Annotated in this window: 21 protein-coding genes; 12 read left to right on the forward strand and 9 right to left on the reverse strand. The window is 60.8% G+C overall.

All coding sequences use genetic code 11. The features are described 5' to 3' along the window. Nucleotides 1-322: 322 nt before the first annotated feature. The 10 genes from CPter91_RS07315 (at nt 323) to CPter91_RS27700 (ending at nt 12924) form a co-directional block, all read left to right on the forward strand. Nucleotides 323-1087: an SDR family oxidoreductase gene (locus CPter91_RS07315; protein ID WP_061938896.1), complete on the forward strand. Its 765-nt coding sequence runs from the start codon at nt 323-325 to the stop codon at nt 1085-1087. 78 nt (nt 1088-1165) lie between these two features. Then, nucleotides 1166-2020: a fumarylacetoacetate hydrolase family protein gene (locus tag CPter91_RS07320; protein ID WP_061938898.1), complete on the forward strand. Its 855-nt coding sequence runs from the start codon at nt 1166-1168 to the stop codon at nt 2018-2020. Between the two features lie 17 nt (nt 2021-2037). Then, nucleotides 2038-3315 carry an L-fuconate dehydratase gene (locus CPter91_RS07325; RefSeq protein ID WP_061938900.1) on the forward strand — a complete coding sequence of 426 codons (1278 nt, stop codon included), beginning with the start codon at nt 2038-2040 and terminating at the stop codon, nt 3313-3315. Between the two features lie 99 nt (nt 3316-3414). Next, nucleotides 3415-4191, forward strand: coding sequence for an SDR family oxidoreductase (locus CPter91_RS07330; protein WP_061938902.1), 777 nt, complete (start codon nt 3415-3417; stop codon nt 4189-4191). Between the two features lie 167 nt (nt 4192-4358). Continuing rightward, nucleotides 4359-5891 carry a sugar ABC transporter ATP-binding protein gene (locus CPter91_RS07335; RefSeq protein ID WP_099047275.1) on the forward strand — a complete coding sequence of 511 codons (1533 nt, stop codon included), beginning with the start codon at nt 4359-4361 and terminating at the stop codon, nt 5889-5891. Between the two features lie 33 nt (nt 5892-5924). After that, entirely contained in the window at nt 5925-6956 is a 1032-nt protein-coding gene (locus tag CPter91_RS07340) for an ABC transporter permease (protein ID WP_061938906.1), read from the forward strand. Between the two features lie 105 nt (nt 6957-7061). Further along, nucleotides 7062-8003 carry an ABC transporter substrate-binding protein gene (locus CPter91_RS07345; RefSeq protein WP_061938908.1) on the forward strand — a complete coding sequence of 314 codons (942 nt, stop codon included), beginning with the start codon at nt 7062-7064 and terminating at the stop codon, nt 8001-8003. A gap of 240 nt (nt 8004-8243) precedes the next feature. Further along, nucleotides 8244-9320 (forward strand): porin, encoded by a 1077-nt coding sequence (locus CPter91_RS07350; protein WP_061938909.1) that lies wholly within the window; start codon nt 8244-8246, stop codon nt 9318-9320. A gap of 275 nt (nt 9321-9595) precedes the next feature. Then, nucleotides 9596-12832 (forward strand): glycosyl hydrolase family 95 catalytic domain-containing protein, encoded by a 3237-nt coding sequence (locus CPter91_RS07355; protein ID WP_061938911.1) that lies wholly within the window; start codon nt 9596-9598, stop codon nt 12830-12832. Next, nucleotides 12778-12924 (forward strand): hypothetical protein, encoded by a 147-nt coding sequence (locus tag CPter91_RS27700; RefSeq protein WP_417924845.1) that lies wholly within the window; start codon nt 12778-12780, stop codon nt 12922-12924. The genes CPter91_RS07355 and CPter91_RS27700 overlap by 55 nt, the downstream gene beginning before the upstream one ends. 154 nt (nt 12925-13078) lie before the next feature. On the opposite strand, the gene CPter91_RS07360 is transcribed toward CPter91_RS27700, so the two are convergent. Both CPter91_RS07360 and argA read right to left on the reverse strand, forming a co-directional pair. Continuing rightward, complete coding sequence (locus tag CPter91_RS07360; RefSeq protein ID WP_061938913.1) at nt 13079-13351, reverse strand: oxidative damage protection protein; 273 nt, start codon at nt 13349-13351, stop codon at nt 13079-13081. 89 nt (nt 13352-13440) lie between these two features. Further along, nucleotides 13441-14751 carry an amino-acid N-acetyltransferase gene (gene argA, locus CPter91_RS07365; RefSeq protein WP_061945951.1) on the reverse strand — a complete coding sequence of 437 codons (1311 nt, stop codon included), beginning with the start codon at nt 14749-14751 and terminating at the stop codon, nt 13441-13443. A 197-nt stretch (nt 14752-14948) separates the two neighbouring features. Here argA and CPter91_RS07370 point away from each other — a divergent pair, with 197 nt between their 5' ends. Next, on the forward strand, nt 14949-15452 hold the full coding sequence (locus CPter91_RS07370; protein ID WP_061938915.1) for a hypothetical protein: 504 nt from the start codon (nt 14949-14951) through the stop codon (nt 15450-15452). A gap of 15 nt (nt 15453-15467) precedes the next feature. Here CPter91_RS07370 and CPter91_RS07375 read toward each other — a convergent pair whose 3' ends face one another. From CPter91_RS07375 to CPter91_RS07390, 5 genes are all read right to left on the reverse strand, one after another. Continuing rightward, nucleotides 15468-15815 carry a copper-binding protein gene (locus CPter91_RS07375; RefSeq protein ID WP_231880072.1) on the reverse strand — a complete coding sequence of 116 codons (348 nt, stop codon included), beginning with the start codon at nt 15813-15815 and terminating at the stop codon, nt 15468-15470. A 229-nt stretch (nt 15816-16044) separates the two neighbouring features. Then, nucleotides 16045-16536 (reverse strand): cupredoxin domain-containing protein, encoded by a 492-nt coding sequence (locus CPter91_RS07380; RefSeq protein ID WP_061938917.1) that lies wholly within the window; start codon nt 16534-16536, stop codon nt 16045-16047. Between the two features lie 37 nt (nt 16537-16573). Further along, entirely contained in the window at nt 16574-17968 is a 1395-nt protein-coding gene (locus CPter91_RS07385) for a multicopper oxidase family protein (protein ID WP_099047172.1), read from the reverse strand. A gap of 2 nt (nt 17969-17970) precedes the next feature. Further along, nucleotides 17971-18318, reverse strand: coding sequence for a TolC family protein (locus CPter91_RS27265; protein ID WP_236905954.1), 348 nt, complete (start codon nt 18316-18318; stop codon nt 17971-17973). Continuing rightward, entirely contained in the window at nt 18282-19364 is a 1083-nt protein-coding gene (locus CPter91_RS07390) for a TolC family protein (RefSeq protein ID WP_236905955.1), read from the reverse strand. Before CPter91_RS07390 ends, CPter91_RS27265 begins: the two co-directional genes overlap by 37 nt. Here CPter91_RS07390 and CPter91_RS26855 point away from each other — a divergent pair. Then, complete coding sequence (locus tag CPter91_RS26855) at nt 19363-19506, forward strand: hypothetical protein (protein ID WP_167595138.1); 144 nt, start codon at nt 19363-19365, stop codon at nt 19504-19506. The genes CPter91_RS07390 and CPter91_RS26855 overlap by 2 nt on opposite strands. Nucleotides 19507-19511: 5 nt before the next feature. Here CPter91_RS26855 and CPter91_RS07395 read toward each other — a convergent pair whose 3' ends face one another. Continuing rightward, nucleotides 19512-19919: a hypothetical protein gene (locus CPter91_RS07395; RefSeq protein ID WP_061938921.1), complete on the reverse strand. Its 408-nt coding sequence runs from the start codon at nt 19917-19919 to the stop codon at nt 19512-19514. Between the two features lie 159 nt (nt 19920-20078). Beyond that, entirely contained in the window at nt 20079-20504 is a 426-nt protein-coding gene (cueR, locus tag CPter91_RS07400) for a Cu(I)-responsive transcriptional regulator (RefSeq protein WP_061938923.1), read from the reverse strand. Between the last annotated feature and the right edge of the window lie 3 nt (nt 20505-20507).

A 20507-nucleotide genomic window follows, 5' to 3' on the forward strand; every position in this document is an offset into this window, starting at 1 on the left:
TGGATGGATAAATATACGCTAAGGATGCAGGTAAGGAAGCTGGATTCGGTGGGTGGCATGAGCGATGCTGCCTGCGGACAGAAAAAGCCTTGTTTATTTTGCCATAGAGGATGAGATATTTGCGGGGCTGGCACAGAAAATCCCGACCGGCGGTTGGTGCACATTAAGCGCGAATGTCCAGCGTCGTCGTAACAAGAGGCCTGCATATTTTGATTGCAAAGCCAAAATTTAAGTACTATTATTGGTCCAACCAATGGACCAATAAGCTGGTTTTGCAGTAAAGGCTGACAGGTCCGCACAAAACAACAAGGAGACAGAAGTAATGAGATTGCAAGGAAAACGCATCCTGCTGACCGCTGCCGGCCAAGGCATAGGCCGTGCTACCGCGCTGATGTTTGCCCGCGAAGGCGGCCAGGTGCTGGCGACGGACATCAATCCCGCCGCCCTGGAAGAAACCGCAGCGCTGGCGCGCGCCGCCGGCAGCTCGCTTGTCACGCGGCAGCTGGATGTCACGGACGTCGCCGCCGTGGCTGCCTTGGCGCAAGCCGAGGCGCCGTTCGACGTGCTGTTCAACTGCGCCGGCTATGTCCACCATGGCAGCATTCTAGATTGCAGCGAGAAGGACTGGGAGTTTTCCTGGAATCTGAATGTGTCATCCATGTACCGCCTGATCCAGGCGCTGCTGCCGGGCATGCTGGCGCAGGGCGGCGGCTCCATCATCAACATGGCCTCCGCTGCCTCCAGCGTCAAGGGCGTGCCTAACCGCTTTGTCTATGGCACCACCAAAGCGGCCGTGATCGGCCTGACCAAGGCAGTCGCCGCCGATTTCGTCGCCCGCGGCATCCGCTGCAATGCGATCTGCCCGGGCACCGTCGAATCGCCCTCGCTGGAAGCGCGCATCACGGAGCAGGCTCAGCTGCAAGGCAAGCCAATCGCTGAAATCCAGGCGGCTTTTGTTGCCCGTCAGCCGATGGGACGGGTCGGCAAGGCAGAGGAAATCGCGGCGCTGGCGCTGTACCTGGCCTCCGACGAATCCTCTTTTACCACCGGCGCCATCCATCTGATCGATGGCGGCTGGTCAAACTAACTTCGATTAACTGCGATTAACCCCGATTCATTCGATTGAAGACGACCCTGATTAACTAGGAACTAGGAAAGCGAAGCCATGAAGTTGTTGAGATACGGCCACAAGGGCCAGGAAAAACCCGGCGTGCTCGATGCACAGGGGTGTGTGCGCGACTTGTCCGGCGTGGTGACGGATATCGCCGGCCATTGGCTGACGCCGCCGGAACTGGATAAATTGCGAGCCCTGGACCTGGACAGCCTGCCGCTGGTCGACGGCACGCCGCAGCAAGGTTTGCGGCTCGGCCCGTGCGTGGGTGCGGTCGGCAAGTTCATCTGCATCGGCTTGAATTATTCCGATCACGCCGCCGAATCGGGCATGGAAGTGCCCAAGGAACCGGTGGTGTTCAACAAGTGGACCAGCGCCATCTGCGGGCCGGACGACGATGTTGAAATCCCGCGTGGCTCGCTCAAGACCGACTGGGAAGTGGAACTGGGCATCGTGATCGGCACCGGCGGCCGTTACATCGAAGAAGCCGACGCCCTCAAGCATGTGGCCGGCTACTGTGTCATCAACGATGTCTCCGAACGCCAATACCAGCTGGAGCTGGGCGGCACCTGGGACAAGGGCAAGGGGTGCGATACCTTCGGCCCGCTCGGCCCATGGCTGGTGACGGCCGATGAAGTGGCCGACCCGCACGCGCTGAACCTGTGGCTGGAAGTGGATGGCCATCGCTATCAGAACGGCAATACCGCAACCATGGTGTTCCGCGTGCCGACGCTGGTTAGTTACCTGAGCCGTTTCATGAGCCTGCAGCCGGGCGATGTGATTTCCACCGGCACACCGCCAGGCGTCGGCCTTGGCCAGAAGCCGCCAGTCTATTTGCGCGCCGGCCAGGAAATGCGGCTGGGCATCGACGGCCTGGGCCAGCAGCGCCAGCGTACTATTTCACTTTGACCGGGAACCGAACCACCATGACCACAATTCGCTCGATACGCGTACTGGATGTGCGTTTCCCGACCTCGCAGATGCTGGACGGCTCGGACGCCATGAATCCCGATCCCGATTATTCCGCTGCCTACGTGATCCTGGAAACCGACCAGCCAGGCCTGCAAGGCCACGGCCTGACCTTCACCATCGGCCGCGGCAATGAAATCTGCTGCGCCGCCATCAAGGCCATGGAGCACCTGGTGGTTGGCCTCGAGCTGGACTGGATCAGCGCCGACATGGGGCGCTTCTGGCGCCACATCACCTCCGATAGCCAGCTGCGCTGGATCGGCCCCGACAAGGGCGCCATCCACCTGGCCACCGGCGCCGTGGTCAATGCGGTCTGGGATCTGTGGGCCAAAGCCGAAGGCAAGCCGCTGTGGCAGCTGGTGACCGACATGTCGCCCGAGGAACTGGTACGCGCCATCGATTTCCGTTACCTGACCGACTGCATCACGCCCGAGGAAGCGCTAGCGCTGCTGCGCGCGCAGGAACCCGGCAAGGCCGAGCGCATCCGCACGCTGCAGCGGGAAGGCTACCCTTGCTATACCACTTCGGCCGGTTGGCTGGGTTATGAAGATGCCAAGTTGCGCCGCCTGTGCCAGGAAGCGGTCGACAGCGGCTTCAACCATATCAAGCTCAAGGTCGGGCGCGACCTGGCCGACGATATCCGCCGCGTCACCATCGCCCGCGAGGTGATTGGCCAGGACCGGCAGCTGATGATCGACGCCAACCAGGTATGGGAAGTCGACCAGGCCATCACCTGGGTCAATCAGCTGGCCTTTGCCAAGCCATGGTTCATCGAAGAGCCGACCAGCCCGGATGACGTCGAAGGACACCGCAAGATCGGCGAAGGCATAGGCGCAGTCAAGATCGCTACCGGTGAAATGTGCCAGAACCGCATCATCTTCAAACAGTTCATCATGCGCGGCGCCATCGACGTGGTGCAGATCGATTCTTGCCGCCTGGGAGGCGTCAATGAAATCCTGGCGGTGCTGCTGATGGCCGCCAAATACAAATTGCCGGTCTGTCCGCATGCCGGCGGCGTCGGCTTGTGCGAGTATGTGCAACATCTGTCGATGATCGACTATGTCTGCATTTCAGGGACCAAGGAAGGGCGGGTCACGGAGTACGTCGATCACCTGCATGAACATTTTGTCGATCCTTGCGTGATCCGCGACGCCAACTATATGCCGCCGACCGCGCCCGGGTTTTCGATTACGATGAAGCCGGAATCGCTGGAAAAATACCAGTTCCGCGGCTGACAGGGAAACATTGCAAGCCTTGACTGCCGGTTGGAATTTGCCGGCAGTTGATCTATAAAGAGTATGTAAAAAAATAAATACAAGAATGGAGATGGCACGGTGGACTTACATTTGGCAGGAAAAGTGGTGATCGTTACCGGCGGCGGCGCCGGCATCGGCGGCGCTATCTCGCTGCAGCTGGCGGCGGAAGGCGCGATTCCCGTGATCCTTGGAAAAAGCCAGCCGGCGCCGGAGTTCAAGACGGCGCTGCTGGCCCTGCAAGACCAGGCGCGCATCATCCAGCTCGACCTGATGGATGACGACAAGTGCCGGCTGGCGGTGGCTCAGACCGTGGAGGAATTCGGTCATCTCGACGGCCTGGTGAACAACGCAGGCATTAATGACAACATCGGCCTCGATGCAGGGCGGGCAGCCTTCGTCGAATCGCTGGAAAAAAATCTGATCCATTACTACACCATGGCGCATTACTGCGTGCCGCACCTGAAAGCCAGCCGCGGCGCCATCGTCAACATCTCTTCCAAGACCGCCGTCACCGGCCAGGGCAACACCAGCGGCTATTGTGCCGCCAAGGGCGGCCAGCTGTCGCTGACGCGTGAATGGGCGGCTGCGCTGGCGAATGACGGCGTGCGGGTGAACGCCTTGATCCCGGCGGAAGTGATGACGCCGCTGTACCGCAACTGGATCGCTAGCTTCGACCATCCGGAGGAAAAGCTGGCCGCCATCACCAGCAAGATCCCGCTCGGCAAGCGTCTGACCACGGCGGAAGAGATTGCCGACACCGCGGTATTCCTGCTGTCGCCACGCGCTTCGCATACCACCGGACAGTGGGTGTACGTGGATGGCGGCTATAGTCATCTGGACCGTGCTTTGACCTGAGCGGGCCCGGCCTGATACGACGCAGCGGGCGGCTTTGCTTGCCGTCCGGCAGATTGATTTAACGTGACCGGCCGCATCGCCGGTTGTGCATCATGAGAGCAACTATGCAGCAATCAGAAAATCCAGGTGAAGAACGGCAGTCCGCGGCAGTGCCGCCGGAGTGCATCATGTCCCTGGAAAACATCACCAAGCGCTTTCCCGGCGTGCTGGCGCTGGACAATTGCCGCTTCGACCTGCAGCGCGGCGAAGTGCATGCGCTGATGGGCGAGAACGGCGCCGGCAAATCGACCTTGATGAAAGTGCTGGCGGGCGTTTATCCGAAGGATAGCGGCGAGATCCGCATCGCCGGGCAGCTGGTGGAAATTCCCACGCCGCGCGCCGCGCAGGCGCTGGGCATCGGCATCATCCATCAGGAATTGAACCTGATGAACCACCTGACCGCAGCGCAGAATATTTTTATCGGCCGCGAACCGCGCGGCCGCCTCGGCATGTTCCTCGACGAAGATGCCTTGAACCGGAAAACCCGCGAAATCTTCGAGCGCATGCGCCTCGATCTCGATCCCGCCACGCTGGTCAGCGAACTGACCGTGGCCAAGCAGCAGATGGTGGAAATCGCCAAAGCCTTGTCCTTTGATTCGCGCGTGCTGATCATGGACGAACCGACCGCGGCGCTCAACAATGCGGAAATCGAAGACCTGTTCCGCATCATCCGCCAGCTGCAATCGCATGGCGTCGGCATCGTCTATATCTCGCACAAGATGGACGAGCTGCGGCAAATCTCCAATCGCGTCACGGTCATGCGTGACGGCCAGTACATTGCCACCGTGCCGACCGCCACCACTTCCATGGAAACCATCATCGGCATGATGGTGGGGCGCCAGATCGACAACAGTGGACCAGACGTGCCTGACACTTCCGGCAATGAAATCGTGCTGGAAGTCAAAGGCCTGCAGCGCGGCGCCTTCATCAAGGATGTGAACTTCACCTTGCGCAAGGGCGAGATCCTGGGGTTTGCCGGCTTGATGGGCGCCGGCCGCACCGAAGTCGCGCGCGCCGTGTTCGGCGCCGACCGCGTCGACGCCGGCGAGATCCTGGTGCATGGCGCCAGGGTCTCGATCAGATCGCCCAAGGATGCGGTAGCGCACGGCATCGGCTATCTGTCGGAAGACCGCAAGCATTTTGGGCTGGCCACCGGGCTGGACGTCAAGACCAACGTCGCGATGTCGAGCATGAATCAATTTTTGACCCAGGGCTTGTTCCTGGACCAGGCCGCAATCCGCGATACCGCCCAGGGCTATGTGCGCCAACTGAGCATCAAGACCCCTTCGGTCGACCAGCCGGTGCGCCTGCTGTCCGGCGGCAATCAGCAAAAGATCGTGATCGCCAAATGGCTGCTGCGCGACTGCGACATCCTGTTTTTCGACGAACCCACGCGCGGCATCGATATCGGCGCCAAGAGCGAAATCTACAAGCTGCTGAACAGCCTGGCGGAACAGGGCAAGGCGATCGTCATGATTTCCTCGGAGCTGCCGGAAGTGCTGCGCATGAGTCATCGCATCCTGGTCATGTGCGAGGGGCGCATCACCGGCGAACTGTCCGCCGCCGAAGCGTCGCAGGAAAAGATCATGCAACTGGCGACCCTGCGCGAAGACAAACGCGACGACAAACGAGACAACCAGCGCGCAGCCCAGGCCGCCTGACACCCGAATCACTTACATACAATGAAAACCACCATGGCAAATACCCAGAATCCCGTGTCGCAAGCACAGCCCGGCCAGGGCGCGTTTGCGGCTGTCAAGGCCAAGATCTTTCATCCCGCCACCCGGCAGAAACTGCTGGCCTTCGCCAGCCTGCTGGCGTTGATGGTGTTTTTCAGCTTTGCGTCTTCCAATTTCCTTGAGATCGACAATCTGGTCAGCATCCTGCAGTCGACCGCCGTCAACGGCGTGCTGGCGATTGCCTGTACCTTCGTCATCATTACCGCCGGCATCGATCTGTCGGTCGGCACCCTGATGACTTTTTGCGCCGTCATGGCGGGAGTGTTCCTGACCTACATGGGCTTGCCGATCTATATCGGCATCGTTGCCGCCGTCTTCTTCGGCGCCTTGTGCGGGTGGGTGTCCGGTGTGCTGGTAGCCAAGCTCAAGATTCCTCCTTTCATCGCCACGCTGGGCATGATGATGCTGCTCAAAGGTTTGTCGCTGGTGATCTCCGGCACCAAGCCGATCTACTTCAACGATACGCCCGGCTTCTCGGCCATCTCGCAGGATTCCCTGATCGGCAGCCTGATCCCGGTGCTGCCGATTCCCAACGCGGTGCTGATCCTGTTCCTGGTGGCGATCGGCGCCGGCATCATTCTCAACAAGACCATCTTCGGCCGCTATACCTTTGCGCTCGGCAGCAACGAAGAGGCGCTGCGGCTGTCCGGCGTCAATGTCGATTTCTGGAAAGTAGCGATCTATACCTTCAGCGGCGCCATCTGCGGCATTGCTGGCCTGCTGATCGCCTCGCGCCTGAATTCGGCGCAGCCGGCCCTGGGCCAAGGCTATGAGCTGGACGCGATTGCGGCGGTGGTGATCGGCGGCACCTCGCTCTCGGGCGGCACCGGCACCATTCTCGGCACCATCATCGGCGCTTTCATCATGAGCGTGCTGATCAATGGCCTGCGCATGATGTCGGTGGCGCAGGAATGGCAAACCGTGGTGACCGGCGTCATCATCATCCTGGCGGTCTATATGGATATCCTGCGCCGCCGGCGCCAGTGAAAACGGTTTTGAAGAAAAAAGGCATGAACAGATTTTGCACGTGTAGATGAAGTTCCGGGCAAGCGCAGCGAGGCCCGTCATTAATAACCATAAAGGAGACTTGAAATGATAAAGAGAAGAGCAGTCAATATTGCCATCAGCCTGGCGCTTGCACTTGGCTTCAGCGCCACCGCGGTAGCGGACGACGCGGTGTATATCCCGCTGATTTCCAAGGGCTTCCAGCACCAGTTCTGGCAAGCGGTGAAGTCGGGCGCCGAGCAGGCCGCCAAGGATTTCAATGTCAAGGTCTCGTTCGAAGGCCCGGAAACCGAAGCCATGGTCGACAAGCAGATCGATATGCTGTCGGCAGCACTAGCCAAGAAGCCGAAAGCCATCGGCTTCGCTGCGCTGGACAGCAAGGCAGCCTTGCCGTTGCTGAAGAAGGCGCAGGCCGCGCACATTCCTATCGTCGCCTTTGACTCGGGCGTGGACAGCGATATTCCGGTGACCACCGCAGCGACCGACAACAAGGCAGCGGCAGCACTGGCGGCCGACAAAATGGCGGAGCTGATCGGCAAGGAAGGTGAAGTGGCGGTGGTGGCGCATGACCAGACCAGCCGTACCGGCATCGACCGCCGCGAAGGTTTCGTCGAACGCATGAAGGCCTATCCGAAGATCAAGATCGTCAGCGTCCAGTACGGCGCCGGCGACCAGCTGAAATCGACCGAAATCACCAAGTCCATCCTGCAAGCCTATCCGCACCTGAAGGGCGCCTTCGGCACCAATGAAGGCTCGGCCATCGGCGTGCTTAACGGCGTCAAGGAAATGAAGCGCAAACTGGTGATCGTCGGCTTCGATTCCGGCAAGCAGCAGAAAGATGCGATCCGCGACGGCAGCATGGCCGGCGCCATTACGCAAAATCCGGTCGGCATCGGCTACAAGACCGTGGAAGCCGCGGTGAAAGCGCTCAAGGGCGAGAAACTGCCTAAGGTGATCGACACCGGCTTCTACTGGTACGACAAGAGCAACATCAGCGATCCCAAGATCGCGGCAGTGCTGTACGACTGATCTTCCAGGCTCCATTCCGGACCGCTGCCGCCAGCAGGCTGCAGCGGCCGGGTAATCCAGCGCAATAACAGAACCCCGCAGACTCCCGTCACGGGTGCTGCTGGCAGCAGGCGCCATCAGCGCCACTGCCGGTTGCGATCTGCTGCGCGCTCGCAACAGGCTTCTAACGAAGGTTCGACTCTATCTCCGGTGCTGAGAGGAGGGCGGTCGGACAAAATTTAACGATAAAGGGGACTCAACATGAAAAAAACGACATTACAGTGCATGCAAGCGGCAGCAGCCACGATGCTGATCGGCGCCGCCTGCAGCCAAGCGCAGGCGCAGACCAGCGTCACTATCTACGGCCGGGTCGACGCCGGCGTCGATTACCAAAGCAGCGTCGCCCTGAAAGACGCCAACGGCAACCTGACCGGACAGACCGGCAGCAAGCTGGCGGCGTCCGGCAACCAGTGGGGCACCAGCATGATCGGCTTCAAGGGCACGGAAGACCTGGGCGGCGGGCTGAGCGCCTTCTTCCTGCTGGAATCCGGCTTCGACGCCACCAAGGGCACCACCAACGGCAGCGCCTTGTTCAATCGGCGTTCGTATGTCGGCCTGAACGGCAGCGCAGGCTCGATCAAGTTCGGCAAGAACCTGTTCATCGTCAACGACATCTGGTATCTCGATCCGACCGGCCAGCAGTTCATGGGCACTGCCAGCCTGGTCAAGGGCCGCAACTGGCCGGGCGCCAACAATGTCATCGAATACCAGACGCCGACCTGGAGCGGCTTCAATGCCACCGCCCAGACCAGCCTCGGCGAGCAAGCCGGCTCTACCAAAAATGGCCGCAGCGACGGCATCTCGCTGGTGTACACCAATGGCGGCCTTGAGCTGCGCGGGATTTACGACGTGATCCGCGATACCAATGGCCGTTATACCGATGTCTATAGCGCTTCCAAGGACTTGATCGTCGGCGGCACCTATACGATAGACGCGCTGAAACTGTATGCCGGCTATGAAAATATCTCAGCGCCGGACACTGCTGCGCCTACCGATCCGGACAAGCTGAACCACTACTGGATCGGCGTCAACTATACGCTGACGCCGGCCTTGACCCTGATCGGCGGTGCCTTCCACGCCAAGCTCAATCACGATGCCGGCAGCGCCAGCCTGTTCATGGTCGGCACCAACTACAACCTGTCGAAACGTACCTTGCTGTACACGGCAATCGGTACGGTGCGCAACAAGGGCAACGCTAACTTTGGCACCGAGTTCGATAATCCTTTGCCGGGTCATGCGCAAAACGGCGGCTACGCTGGTATCAGCCATACCTTCTAAGTCGCGATAGTTTGTCTCGCCGATCTTGCCGGATCTCCGAGTTGGGGCAGCAGCACGGCATGATGCTGTTGCCTCTTTTTTGTGACGTCCTGTTTCTGGCCCTGGCATGGACGATGCGGATGCTGACGCAATTTTCAAATTGGGGCCATTACAACTCTGGAGACGGGTGTCATGACGAAAAGAAAAGATACAGAATTTCTTCCTGCTGGCTATGGATTGATCAGATTGCATAAAGGCGTGCCGGCCAACCCTGCGCGGCGCAAGCTGCTGGCCAGATGACTGCGCTGGCGGCAGCACCGCTGGTGGTCGCCTGCGGTGGCGGCGATACCGATAGTCCGGCTGCCGCGATTGCCGCCGCTGCTCCCAAGGCCAGTAGCAAGGCCGACCTGCCAGGCATCGCCAGGACCGCACCGATTGCCGCCAATGCCAGCCAGAACCTGTTTTACCAGACTGCCGGAAGCGACTGGGCCAGCACCTGGCTGCCGATCGGCAATGGCCGCGCAGGCGCCATGCTGGCGGGCGGAGTGCTGCTGGAGCAGATGCAATTCAATGAACTGAGCTTGTGGGCTGGCACCAACAATTTTGATGGCGGCGCCTACGACATTTCCGGCTTTGGCAGCTATCAGAATTTCGGCAGCCTGTCGCTGTCCTTTGGCGCCAGCTTGCCGCCGGTGATCACCTCGCCGGATGTCAGCGCCAGCGCCTCCAGTGCAGGCGAGGGCGTCTTGTCCACCGTGGACGGCAATCTCAGCACCAAATGGTGCATCGTCAGCCCGCCGAACCTGGTCACCTGGCAAGCGGCGCTCTCCGCTGCTGCCGTCGTTTCTGCCTATACGCTGACTTCTGCCAACGATGTGCCGGCCAGGGACCCGCTCCAATGGGTAGTATCCGGTTCCAATAACGGCAGCAGCTGGACCGTGCTGGATAGCCAGAATTTCACAGCCACTCCGTTCGCCGGCCGCGGCCAGACCAATAGCTATGCGTTTTCAAACAGCACTGCTTTTCGCTATTACAAGATCGATTTCACCGTGTCGGCAGCCGCGCTCAACGAAGGCCATTTCCAGATTGCGGAAATCGGCCTGAACGGTGTCAACCTGTCGCAAAACCCATCAACGCAGCCGCTGTATGTGTTTTCGCCATCCGGTCACGGCATGGGTGCGCTGACCAGCTCCGGCAGCCAGCGCATCGACAGTTCTGTCGACAGCAATGCAAATACCAAATGGTGCGTGTTCGTGAATCCGGGCGACATCGTGCAATGGCAGATCGATCTCGGCGCGGCGCAAGCCATTTCCAGCTACGCGCTGACCAGCGCCAATGATGTTCCCGCGCGCGATCCGCAAGCCTGGACGCTGGCCGGCTCGAACGATGGCGTCAGCTGGACGCAGATGGACAGCCAGTCGAGCGCGCCGTTCGCCTCGCGCGGGCTGCAGAAAACCTTTGCGCTGGCCGGCTCAACCGGCTATCGCTACTGGCGCTTTAATTTCGACACCTCCAAATGTCCGGCCGATGCGGGTTCCGGCGACCCTAAAACCGGCCACTTCCAGCTGGCAGAGATCGTATTAAGCAGCGCGACATTTACCACCGCGGGTAAAGCCGTCGCCTGCGAATACCAGCGCCGCCTGAATCTGCAAAACGGTCTACAGACCACCAGTTATCTGTACAACGGCAATTACATCATTCGCGAGACCTTTGCCAGCAAGGTCGACAATGTGATCGTCATGCAGCTCCGGTCGGAACACCCGGGCGGCTTGTCCGGCCTGTTGCAGCTGACCTCAGGGCAAAGCGGCGATGCCATAACGGCGCTGGTTTCCGCCGGCGAAGAAAGCCTGTCCTTCAGCAGCAGCCTTGCCAACAATGCTCTCAACTATGCTGCCAAGATACGCTTGATCCGTACCAATGGCAGCGCCGCGCAAAGCGGCGCGGGCATCCAGTTCAGCGCTTGCGACAGCATTCTTCTGCTGCTCGACGCCAGGACCAATTACGCGCCAAGCTATAGCGGCGGCTGGCGCGGCAGCAGCGTTCCGCTCACCGTGGTGAATAGCACCCTGAGCGCGGCCGCGGCGCAATCGTTCGCCGCCATGTATGCCTCGCACTATTCTGATTTCCAGCCGTTGATGACCGCGGTCGACGCCAACTGGGGCAACAGTAGCGCGACATTGACAAGCCTGCCGACCGACCTGCGCCTGAGCGCCTACCAGAGCGCTGCCGGCGGTAAAGATCCGACGCTGGAACAGTCGCGTTTCCACCTGGGCCGCTACCTGCTGGCCAGCTGTTCGCGCAAGGGTGGCTTGCCGGCCAATCTGCAAGGGCTGTGGAACAACTCGAACAACCCGCCATGGTTTAGCGACTATCACAACGACATCAACATCCAGATGTGTTACTGGTCGGCGGAATCGACCGCCTTACCGGATTGCCACCTGCCGTTGTCCGATTTCATCGTCAACCAGGCGCCGGCCCTGCGGGTAGCGACGCAGGCAAACTTTCCCGGCAGTAGCGGCTGGGCTGCACGCACCAGCCAAAGCATCTTCGGCGGCAGCAGCTGGGAGTACTTCACCCCGACCAATGCCTGGTACATGCAGCATATGTGGGAACACTATGCCTTCAGCCAGGACATGAATTATCTGCAGACGGTTGCCTATCCAATGATCAAAGAGGTGGCCCAGTTCTGGACAAGCGGCGGGCAGCTCGTCAAAAATTCGGCAGGCCAGTACCTGGTCGCTGCGAATCCCAAAAATGCGAAAGTAAGCAACTCGGGATCGCCGGAACAGGGGCCGGCGGAAGATGGGGTGATGTTTGGCCAGGAACTGGTGTGGGATGTATTCCAGAATTTCCAGAAAGCTACCAGCGCCTTGACCAATGCCGGCTTGACTCCTGCCGGCGACAGCGCGTTGCTGGCCACGGTGCAAGCCATGCAGGCAAAGCTTGCGCCGAACCTGATCGGCGCCAAAGGACAGTTGCAAGAATTCCAGGAAGACTATGAATCCAACGCGACTTTAGAGGCGAACAAGGGTTTAAGCCTGACCCATCGCCACACCTCGCATCTGATTGCGCTGTATCCAGGCAGTCAGATTACGCCGTCCGCCACGCCTGCCTTGGCGCAAGCGGCCAAGGTTGCGTTGCTGGCGCGCTGCGGCCTGCCGCTGGGAACCGCCTCCGGCCAGGTAGTAGCGGCTGATGTCAGTAGCGACAGCGCCGCCTCGTGGCCCTGGACCTGGCGTTGTGCCTTGTTCGCGCGTCTGGCCGATGCCGAGAACGCGCTGGTGATGATCCAGGGCAGCTTGCAGCGGAACACGATGCCCAACCTGTTCACCGCCATGATGCCGGAGACCTTCCAGATCGACGGCGACCTCGGCATGCCGGGAGCGATGACCGAGATGCTGCTGCAAAGCCATGAAGGCGTGATCGTGCTGTTGCCGGCGTGTCCCGCAGCCTGGCAGGCGGCGGCTCGTTTACCGGCTTGCGCGCCCGGGGCGGCTACAAGGTCAGCTGCGCCTGGAGCAACGGTTCGGTGACTTCGTACAGCATCATTGCCGACAAGGCGCCGAACAAAGCGGCGGTGAAGGTCAAGGTCAACGGCGTGGTGAGCAGTATTGTCCCGGCATGAGTCTGGCAGCAAGAATGGCGGAAAACGCGAACTGATGAAGGGGTTTGAATCCGGATCGGGGTGAGGCGGGGAGCTGCGGCCTCTGCGGCAAGACAAGCTGATTCTGTCTTGTTGCAGAGGCGGACGGGAAGGGAGATCTTCTGTTGCGCTGTGCTTACTCTGTTGGCGGCACATAGCCGGTAGCAGCGTCGGCGCCGTCGCCGAAGAAGTGCTTTTCCATTTGCACCGCCAGGTATTTGCGGGCGCGCACATCGGCCAGGTTCAGGCGGTTTTCGTTGACCAGCATGGTCTGGTGCTTGAGCCAGCCAGCCCAGGCTTCTTTCGAAACGCTCTCATAGATGCGTTTGCCCAGTTCGCCCGGGTACGGAGGGAAGTCGAGGCCCTCGGCTTCTTTGTCGAGCTTGATGCAGTGAATGGTGCGTGCCATGGTTTTTCCTTGTAGATGGTGCGGGCCCGTGCATGGGGCCCGCTGATAAGAGCAATAAGTTAGGGGCAGGTCGGCGCCGGGTCCTGATGTTACAGGGTCTTGATCAGCACCAGCGATTTGCGCTGCCAGTTATACATGTGCTGGCGATCCTTGGGCAGGTCGTCGACCGTGGCGTGGACGAAGCCGCGCCGCAGGAACCAGTGCGAAGTACGGGTGGTCAGCACGAACAGCTTGTTGAAGCCGGCCGCGCGGGCGCGGCTTTCCATGTGTTTCAGGATACGCTCGCCGTCGCCTTGCGCCTGCACTTCCGGATTGACCGTCAGACAAGCCATTTCCGCCATGCGCTCCGACGGGAAGGGATACAGCGCGGCGCAGCCGAAGATCACGCCGTCATGCTCGATCACCGAGAAGTAATGGATCTCGCGCTCGATCAGTTCGCGGCCGCGCTTGACCAGGGTGCCGTCGGCTTCCAGCGGTTCGATCAGTTTCAAGATGCCGCCGACGTCTTCAATCGTGGCTTCGCGCAGGCTTTCCAGGTTTTCGTAGGAAATCATGGTGCCCACGCCATCGTGGGTAAACAATTCCAGCAGCACCGAGCCGTCGGTGGCAAACGGCACCACGTGGGCGCGCGGCACGCCGGCGTTACAGGCCTTGATGGCGTGCTGCAGGTAGAAGGCGGAATCGGCCGGCAGGCAGCCGCTGTCCAGCACGGCTTGCGCCTGGTGCGAAGACAGTTCGCGGATTTCGGTGTCGCCGGCATCTTTCATCAGCGGCGTTTCGCTGATGAAGATCAGTTTTTCGGCACGCAGGGAAATCGCCGCTGCGACAGCCACGTCTTCCATGGTCAGGTTGAACGCCTCGCCGGTCGGCGAGAAGCCTAGCGGCGACAGCAGCACCAGGCCGCCGGCATTCAGGATCGGGTGGATGGTGTCGTAGTCGATCTTGCGCACTACGCCGGTCAGCTGCAGGTCGGCGCCATCGATCACGCCGAGTGGACGGGCGGTGACAAAGTTGCCGGAAATGATACGGATGGCGGCATGCGCCATCGGCGTGTTGGGCAAGCCTTGGCTAAAGGCGGCTTCGATATCCAGGCGCAGTTCGCCGGCCGCTTCCTTGGCGCATTCCAGCGCAGCGATATCGGTGATGCGCAAGCCGTTGTGGAAGCGCGCTTCGACATTGCGCAGCGCCAGCTGTTCTTCCACCTGCGGTCGCGAGCCGTGCACGATAACCACTTTGATGCCAAGCGCATGCAGCAGCGACAGGTCCTGGGCCAGCACCGGCAGCGCGCCGGCGGTCACCAGTTCGCCCGGAAAGGCGACCACGAAGGTCTTGCCGCGGAAGGCATGGATATACGGCGCGACAGAGCGCAGCCATTCTACGAATTCATTGGGGTTTTCCATGCCGCACATTATATACAGGACGTGCTGTCGGCTGCAGGGATTCAACGATTTGCGCACGCTTTTATTGCTGGTAGGGTGGGCACCTGTGCCCACGCAGCGCCGAATGGAATGCCGCCAATAGAGAATTCACGCGTGGGCACGATGTGCCCACCCTACGCGCAGGCCCGAAATACCGTCCGCAATGCGATAATCCGGCCATGATAAATACGATTACAGTGGAATTCGAGCCCGCCGATGTGCAACAGCTGCTACAGCACGCCGAAGCGGCGAGCGAGCATCTGCCTTGCATGGGTGACCAGTTTGTCGCCAAATACTACGACGGCGGTAAAGTGATCACCAAGAATGACTGGCCGGACGTCAGCCAGCTCGACCTGGCCAGGATCCCGCCAGCCCTGTTCATGGTCAACGATTCATTTCTCATGAGCAATGGTATCGCCGCTGAGCAAGCGCTAGCCTGTGTCTACAAGAATGGTCACATCGCATCCGAGCAACAGAACGAAAGCGACGCCTTTGCCCTCGGTTCGGAGGAATTGCCGACCGTGACCAGGATTCTGGCCAGGGATTTTGCCGGCATAGAGACTGCCCAGAAGGTGAGGATCACCTTCCTGCATGACCCGCGCAAGGGGCCGGTGGTCACCTTGGAACTGGTGAATCCGGCAAATGAGGCGCCGGATATCCGGATCGTCAATCGCCGTCCGTAGGGCAGCAATCCTGGCTCATTCCGCCGCCAGCTCCAGGCTGACGATGGTCAATGCACCATCCACTTTATCGACCGCGAATTTCACCTTGTCGCCCACTTTGAACTGCTCCAGCATGGCCGGATCCCCGGCCTTGAACAGCATCGTCATGGCGGGCATGCCGAAGTTGGGGATTTCATCGTGCTTGAGGGTGATCTTGCCGGTGGCCGTATCGACCTTGCGGATTTCGCCTGCGACCATGGGCAGGGCGGTTTCGTCGGCGGGCGTGGTCTGCACTTCGCTGGTCTCGGCCGCGCTTGCCATGCTGCTCAGGGGGATGCCGACGATCAGGGTCGTGAGAATAACGAATATTTGCAGGTATTGCATGGTCTTGATCCTTTCAAACTGAAGTGCGGGTATGTTCAATTTGGCATGTTGACATCATCGATGCCGGGGATGGCTGAGAATACTCTGGCTATGTGGAGCTATATGCGGGCGCCCGGACGCTTATCAAGCGCCGCTTCAGATGCCGATATTCCGCGACCGCACACAAAAAGTACCGGCTTTTTACAGCTCGTTACTAAATATTAAAATGCCATCTTTCTGGAATTCCCGCTCAGTTGGCCGCGGCTTTGGCGGGGTCGGCGATGATTTTCCCAACCATGCCGGCTTCGTAGTGTCCCGGCTCCAGGCAGGCAAAATCCACCGTGCCGGCATGGTCGAACTGCCACACCAGTTCGTCATTCTTGCCGGGTTCGACCGTTACCTGATTGGGATCGTCGTGTTCCATTTCCGGCATCTTGCGCATCAGCGCCGCATGCTCCGCCAACTGCGCGGCGCTGCCGATCACCATTTCATGCTTCAGCTTGCCGCTGTTGCTGACCAGGAAACGTACGGTCTCGCCCTGCTTGACATGGATGTTGGCAGGCGTGAAGCGCATGTTGTCGCCCATGTCGATCTTGACGGTGCGCGTGACATCGACCATCAGGCCGGGCTGTCCGACGGCGGTGCCGCTGTCGGCGTGATGATGGCCGGCGTCGGCATGGGCAGCGCCGGCGATGGCCAGCGTAGCGGACAACAGCAGGGAAACAGTGCGGGAAGTTTTCATGGATAGCTCCTTTGATTGGTAGAAATGCAACATTCTATTAATGCTGATGTGCTGCAGGCTTGACGACATTGACGACAGTTTCCTTGCTTGAGGGTGAGGCGGCTGGCGCGGCCGGACGGGGTGCGCCAGCGCTCGGCAAGTCGGCCGCCGCGCCTTGCCATTCGTAGGCGACGCTGCCGGCAGGGGCGCGGTACCAACCGGGATCGCGGTAATCGTTGCGCGCCAGTCCGGCCCGTACCTTGACCACACTGAACATGCCGCCCATTTCCAGCGAGCCGTAAGGTCCTTGGCCACCCATCATCGGCAAGGTGTTGTCCGGCAGCGGCATTTCCATCTCGCCCATGGAACCGCCTTTGTCGCCCATCACCATGTAGTCCGGGATCAGCTGGCTGATTTTTTTCAGCTCGGATGACTGGTCGACGCCGATCATGGTCGGCACCTCGTGGCCCATGGCGTTCATGGTGTGGTGCGACTTGTGGCAATGCAGGGCCCAGTCGCCCGGCTCGCTGGCGTCGAACTCGATGTCGCGCATCTGGCCGACGGCGATGTCGGCGCTCACCTCCGGCCAGCGTCCCGCCGGCGGGGTCCAGCCGCCGTCGGTGCCGGTCACCACGAATTCATGGCCGTGCAGATGGATCGGATGGTTGGTCATGGTCAGGTTACCGATCCGGATGCGGACCCGGTCATGCTGTCGCACCACCAGCGGATCGATGCCGGGAAAGGCGCGGCTGTTCCAGGTCCACAGGTTGAAATCCGTCATTTGATTGACGCGCGGGGTGGCGGCGCCGGGTTCGATATCGTAGGCATTCAGCAGGAACACGAAATCGCGGTCGACCCGCATGAACGAAGGGTCTTTCGGATGGGTGATCCAGAAGCCCATCATGCCCATCGCCATCTGCACCATTTCATCGGCGTGCGGGTGGTACATGAAAGTGCCGGCGCGCCGTGCCGTGAATTCATAGACGAAGGTCTTGCCGGGCTTGATGCCGGGCTGGGTCAGGCCGGTGACGCCGTCCATGCCGTTCGGCAGGCGCTGGCCGTGCCAGTGCACCGAAGTATGCTCGGGCAGCTTGTTGGTGACGAAAATCCGCACGCGGTCGCCTTCCACCACTTCGATGGTCGGCCCCGGACTCTGGCCGTTGTAACCCCACAGATTGGCCTTCATGCCGGGTGCGATTTCGCGCAGCACCGGCTCTGCCACCAGATGGAATTCCTTGACACCTTTGTTCATGCGCCAGGGCAGCGTCCAGCCGTTCAGGGTGACCACCGGTTGATAGGGGCGGCCGCTGGCCGGAGTGAGCGGTGGCTGCGTGCCGGCCCGGGTTTGCGTGACTGCTTCGGGCAGGCTGGCGGCGGCGATGCGGCTGACAGCGCCGGCGCTGACCGCCAGTGCGGAACCCTGCAAGAAAGCGCGTCTCGAGATATGGCTCATGCTTATTTTCCTTGTGCGGTAGTGCGCGCCGCGGTTTGCGGCGGCGGATTGAGCGGACCACCCAGCGCCAGCTGCAGGGCGTTGTCCGCCATCCAGAAGTCGCGCTCGGCGTCGATCGCGGCATTCACCGCATTGGCTTGTTCGCGCGCATCGCTGAGCAATTCAAAGACACTGGACAGCATGCCGTTGTAACGCAGCAGATATTCCTCCGAGACGCGCTTGCGCAGCGGCAGCACCTGCTCGCGATAATGGCGCGCCAGGTCATAGGCGCTCTGGTAGCCGGCATACGACACGCGCAACTGCGATTGCGCGTTCAAGGCGGTTTCCGCCAGCCGGTGCGCGGCTTGCATGTAGATCGCCTCGGATTTGGCGACGCGCGCGCCGCCCAGTCGAACAAGGGGATCTCGATACTCACCTGGTAGCCGGTCTCGCGCGAGGCGCCCGGTTCGGAGTTATGTAGATAAGCCAGTTCCAGCACGTTGATGAAGCGCGTGGCGCGATTCAGCCCCAGGGTTTGCTGCAAGCCGTCCACTTCCAGTTTCGCGGCCGCGATGTCAAGCCGCTGGGCCATGGCAAGCTGCTCGCTGTCTTGCAAGGACGGCCTCTGCTTGGGCAGCTCGGGCAGCTGTTGCGGCAGCGCGAATCCGCTTTGCTCGCCGCTCAGGCCGAGCATACGGATCAATTGCTCCCGTGTCGCCACTGCCAGCTGTCGGGAGCGCGCCAGCTGGGTTACTGCGTCGGCGTGAAACGCCTGCTCACGCGCTAGTTCCAGCTGGTTGAAATTGCCGGCTTGCGCCATTTTTTGCGCCAGCGCGCTGCCGGCGGCAGCAGCGCTTTCGACTTGCTCCTGATAGCGCACGCTTTGGCCGGCGGCGACGCTCTGGTAGTAGGCATCGCGGGTGTCCGCGGCAACCTGCAAGATACGGTTGGCGGTGTTCAGCTTACTGACCTGGAACTGTTGCGCTTCGATACGGGCAGTGATCGGCAAGGTCAGCAAGTCCATCACCGCCATGGAAAAACTGCGCTCGATCTTGATGTCGTCGCCGCTGCGCGTGCGGCCGAAGCTGAAGCCGGGATTGGGCAGGCGGCCGGCCTGCACCCAACTGGCTTCGGCGATGCCCAGCGCTTCATAGTCGGCCTGCAGGCCGCGGTTGTTGAGCAGGGCGATCTCTACCGCAGCGTCGACCGTCAGCGGTTTTTGCAGCAGTTGCTGCACTAGCTGACGGCTGGCGGCGCGCTCTTCATCGGTGCGCGCACGCGGCGGCGTCTGCCCCAAACCTGGCTTGGCGAGCGCGGCAGTGTCGCCGAAACCCTGGTCAGGGCTCAGGCTGGCGCAGCCGGCCAGGACGGCCAGCAGCGCGGCAGGCAGCATGCGCCTGCGTAAGAAAATGAACATGGCATCCTCGATAAGGCATCAAATGCAGCGCGATGCACCGGCGTTGGCGAGCGCGCTTACAGGCGCGGACGACGGCTACGGTTTTTGCATCGGCTGTCTGGCAAGCTTGCCGCTACTGAGCGGCGGCAAGAACCTGGAATGACGGCGTCAGGAGAGGAGAGAAGGGGGGCGTTCAGGGTTTTCCGGCGTGTAGCCGACAAAACCGGACAGCGGGAAAAGGAGAGGGTGAATGACAGGTAAAGGCTGCACCGCGGCCAGCGGCGCATTGACCGGCAGTACGCCAACGCAGCAGGCGGCGCAGGAACTGCATGAAGTGGACGACTTGTCGTGCGACGCTGCGTGGCCGGCATCGCCATGCTGGACCTGGCCGGCGTCCTGCGCCTCAGCAGCCATATGCTGATGCGCCATGCCGGCATGATCGGCGACAGCCGCCATCGTCACTGCAGGTTTTCCCGGGCCGCAGAAAACCATCGCCGCCGCCGCGTACCCCTGCAAGGGGATAGCCAGCGCCAGCAGCAGTATCAACAGGTTCTTCAGGCGGGTCAGGGAAAACATGGTTCGGATTCTAGCATCGATCTAGTGTCCTGGGTCAGAGGTTCGTTGAATAAGAAAAGCGATGAAATCGGCGCCAGGCTAGGCGGGTGGCCGCCCCGCACAAAACGGAGCAAGGGTGGGTCCCCTTGCGAGTATTTGCAACGACGCATGGTGTCGATTTCATCGCTTTTCTTCAACGAATTTCTGACTCAGGACACTATGTTTCGCAAGCCCGTCAAGGATCGGGCACTCCGGCCGCGCATCGCCATGGCAGTGGCAAGCCAGCTGTTCCAACGTGCCCTTCATCGCCTGCAGCTCCTTGATCTTGTCGTCCAGTTCGGCGATATGCGTCAGCGCCAGCTGCTTGACCTTGCTGCTCGGGCGCGACTGGTCCAGCCAGAGGCCGATCAGCTCGGCGATCTGCTTCATCGAAAAACCCAGCAGGCGGCCCTGGCGGATGAAGCGCAGCAGGTGCACATCGCGCTCGGCATAAGTGCGGTAGCCGGAATCGCTGCGGCTGGCGGCCGGGATCAGGCCGATTTCTTCGTAGTGGCGGATCATCTTGGCCGAGACGCCGGAAGCGCTGGCGGCGTCGCCGATATTCATGGC

Origin of the sequence: Collimonas pratensis, from assembly GCF_001584185.1 — a bacterium.
GTDB lineage: Bacteria > Pseudomonadota > Gammaproteobacteria > Burkholderiales > Burkholderiaceae_D > Collimonas > Collimonas pratensis.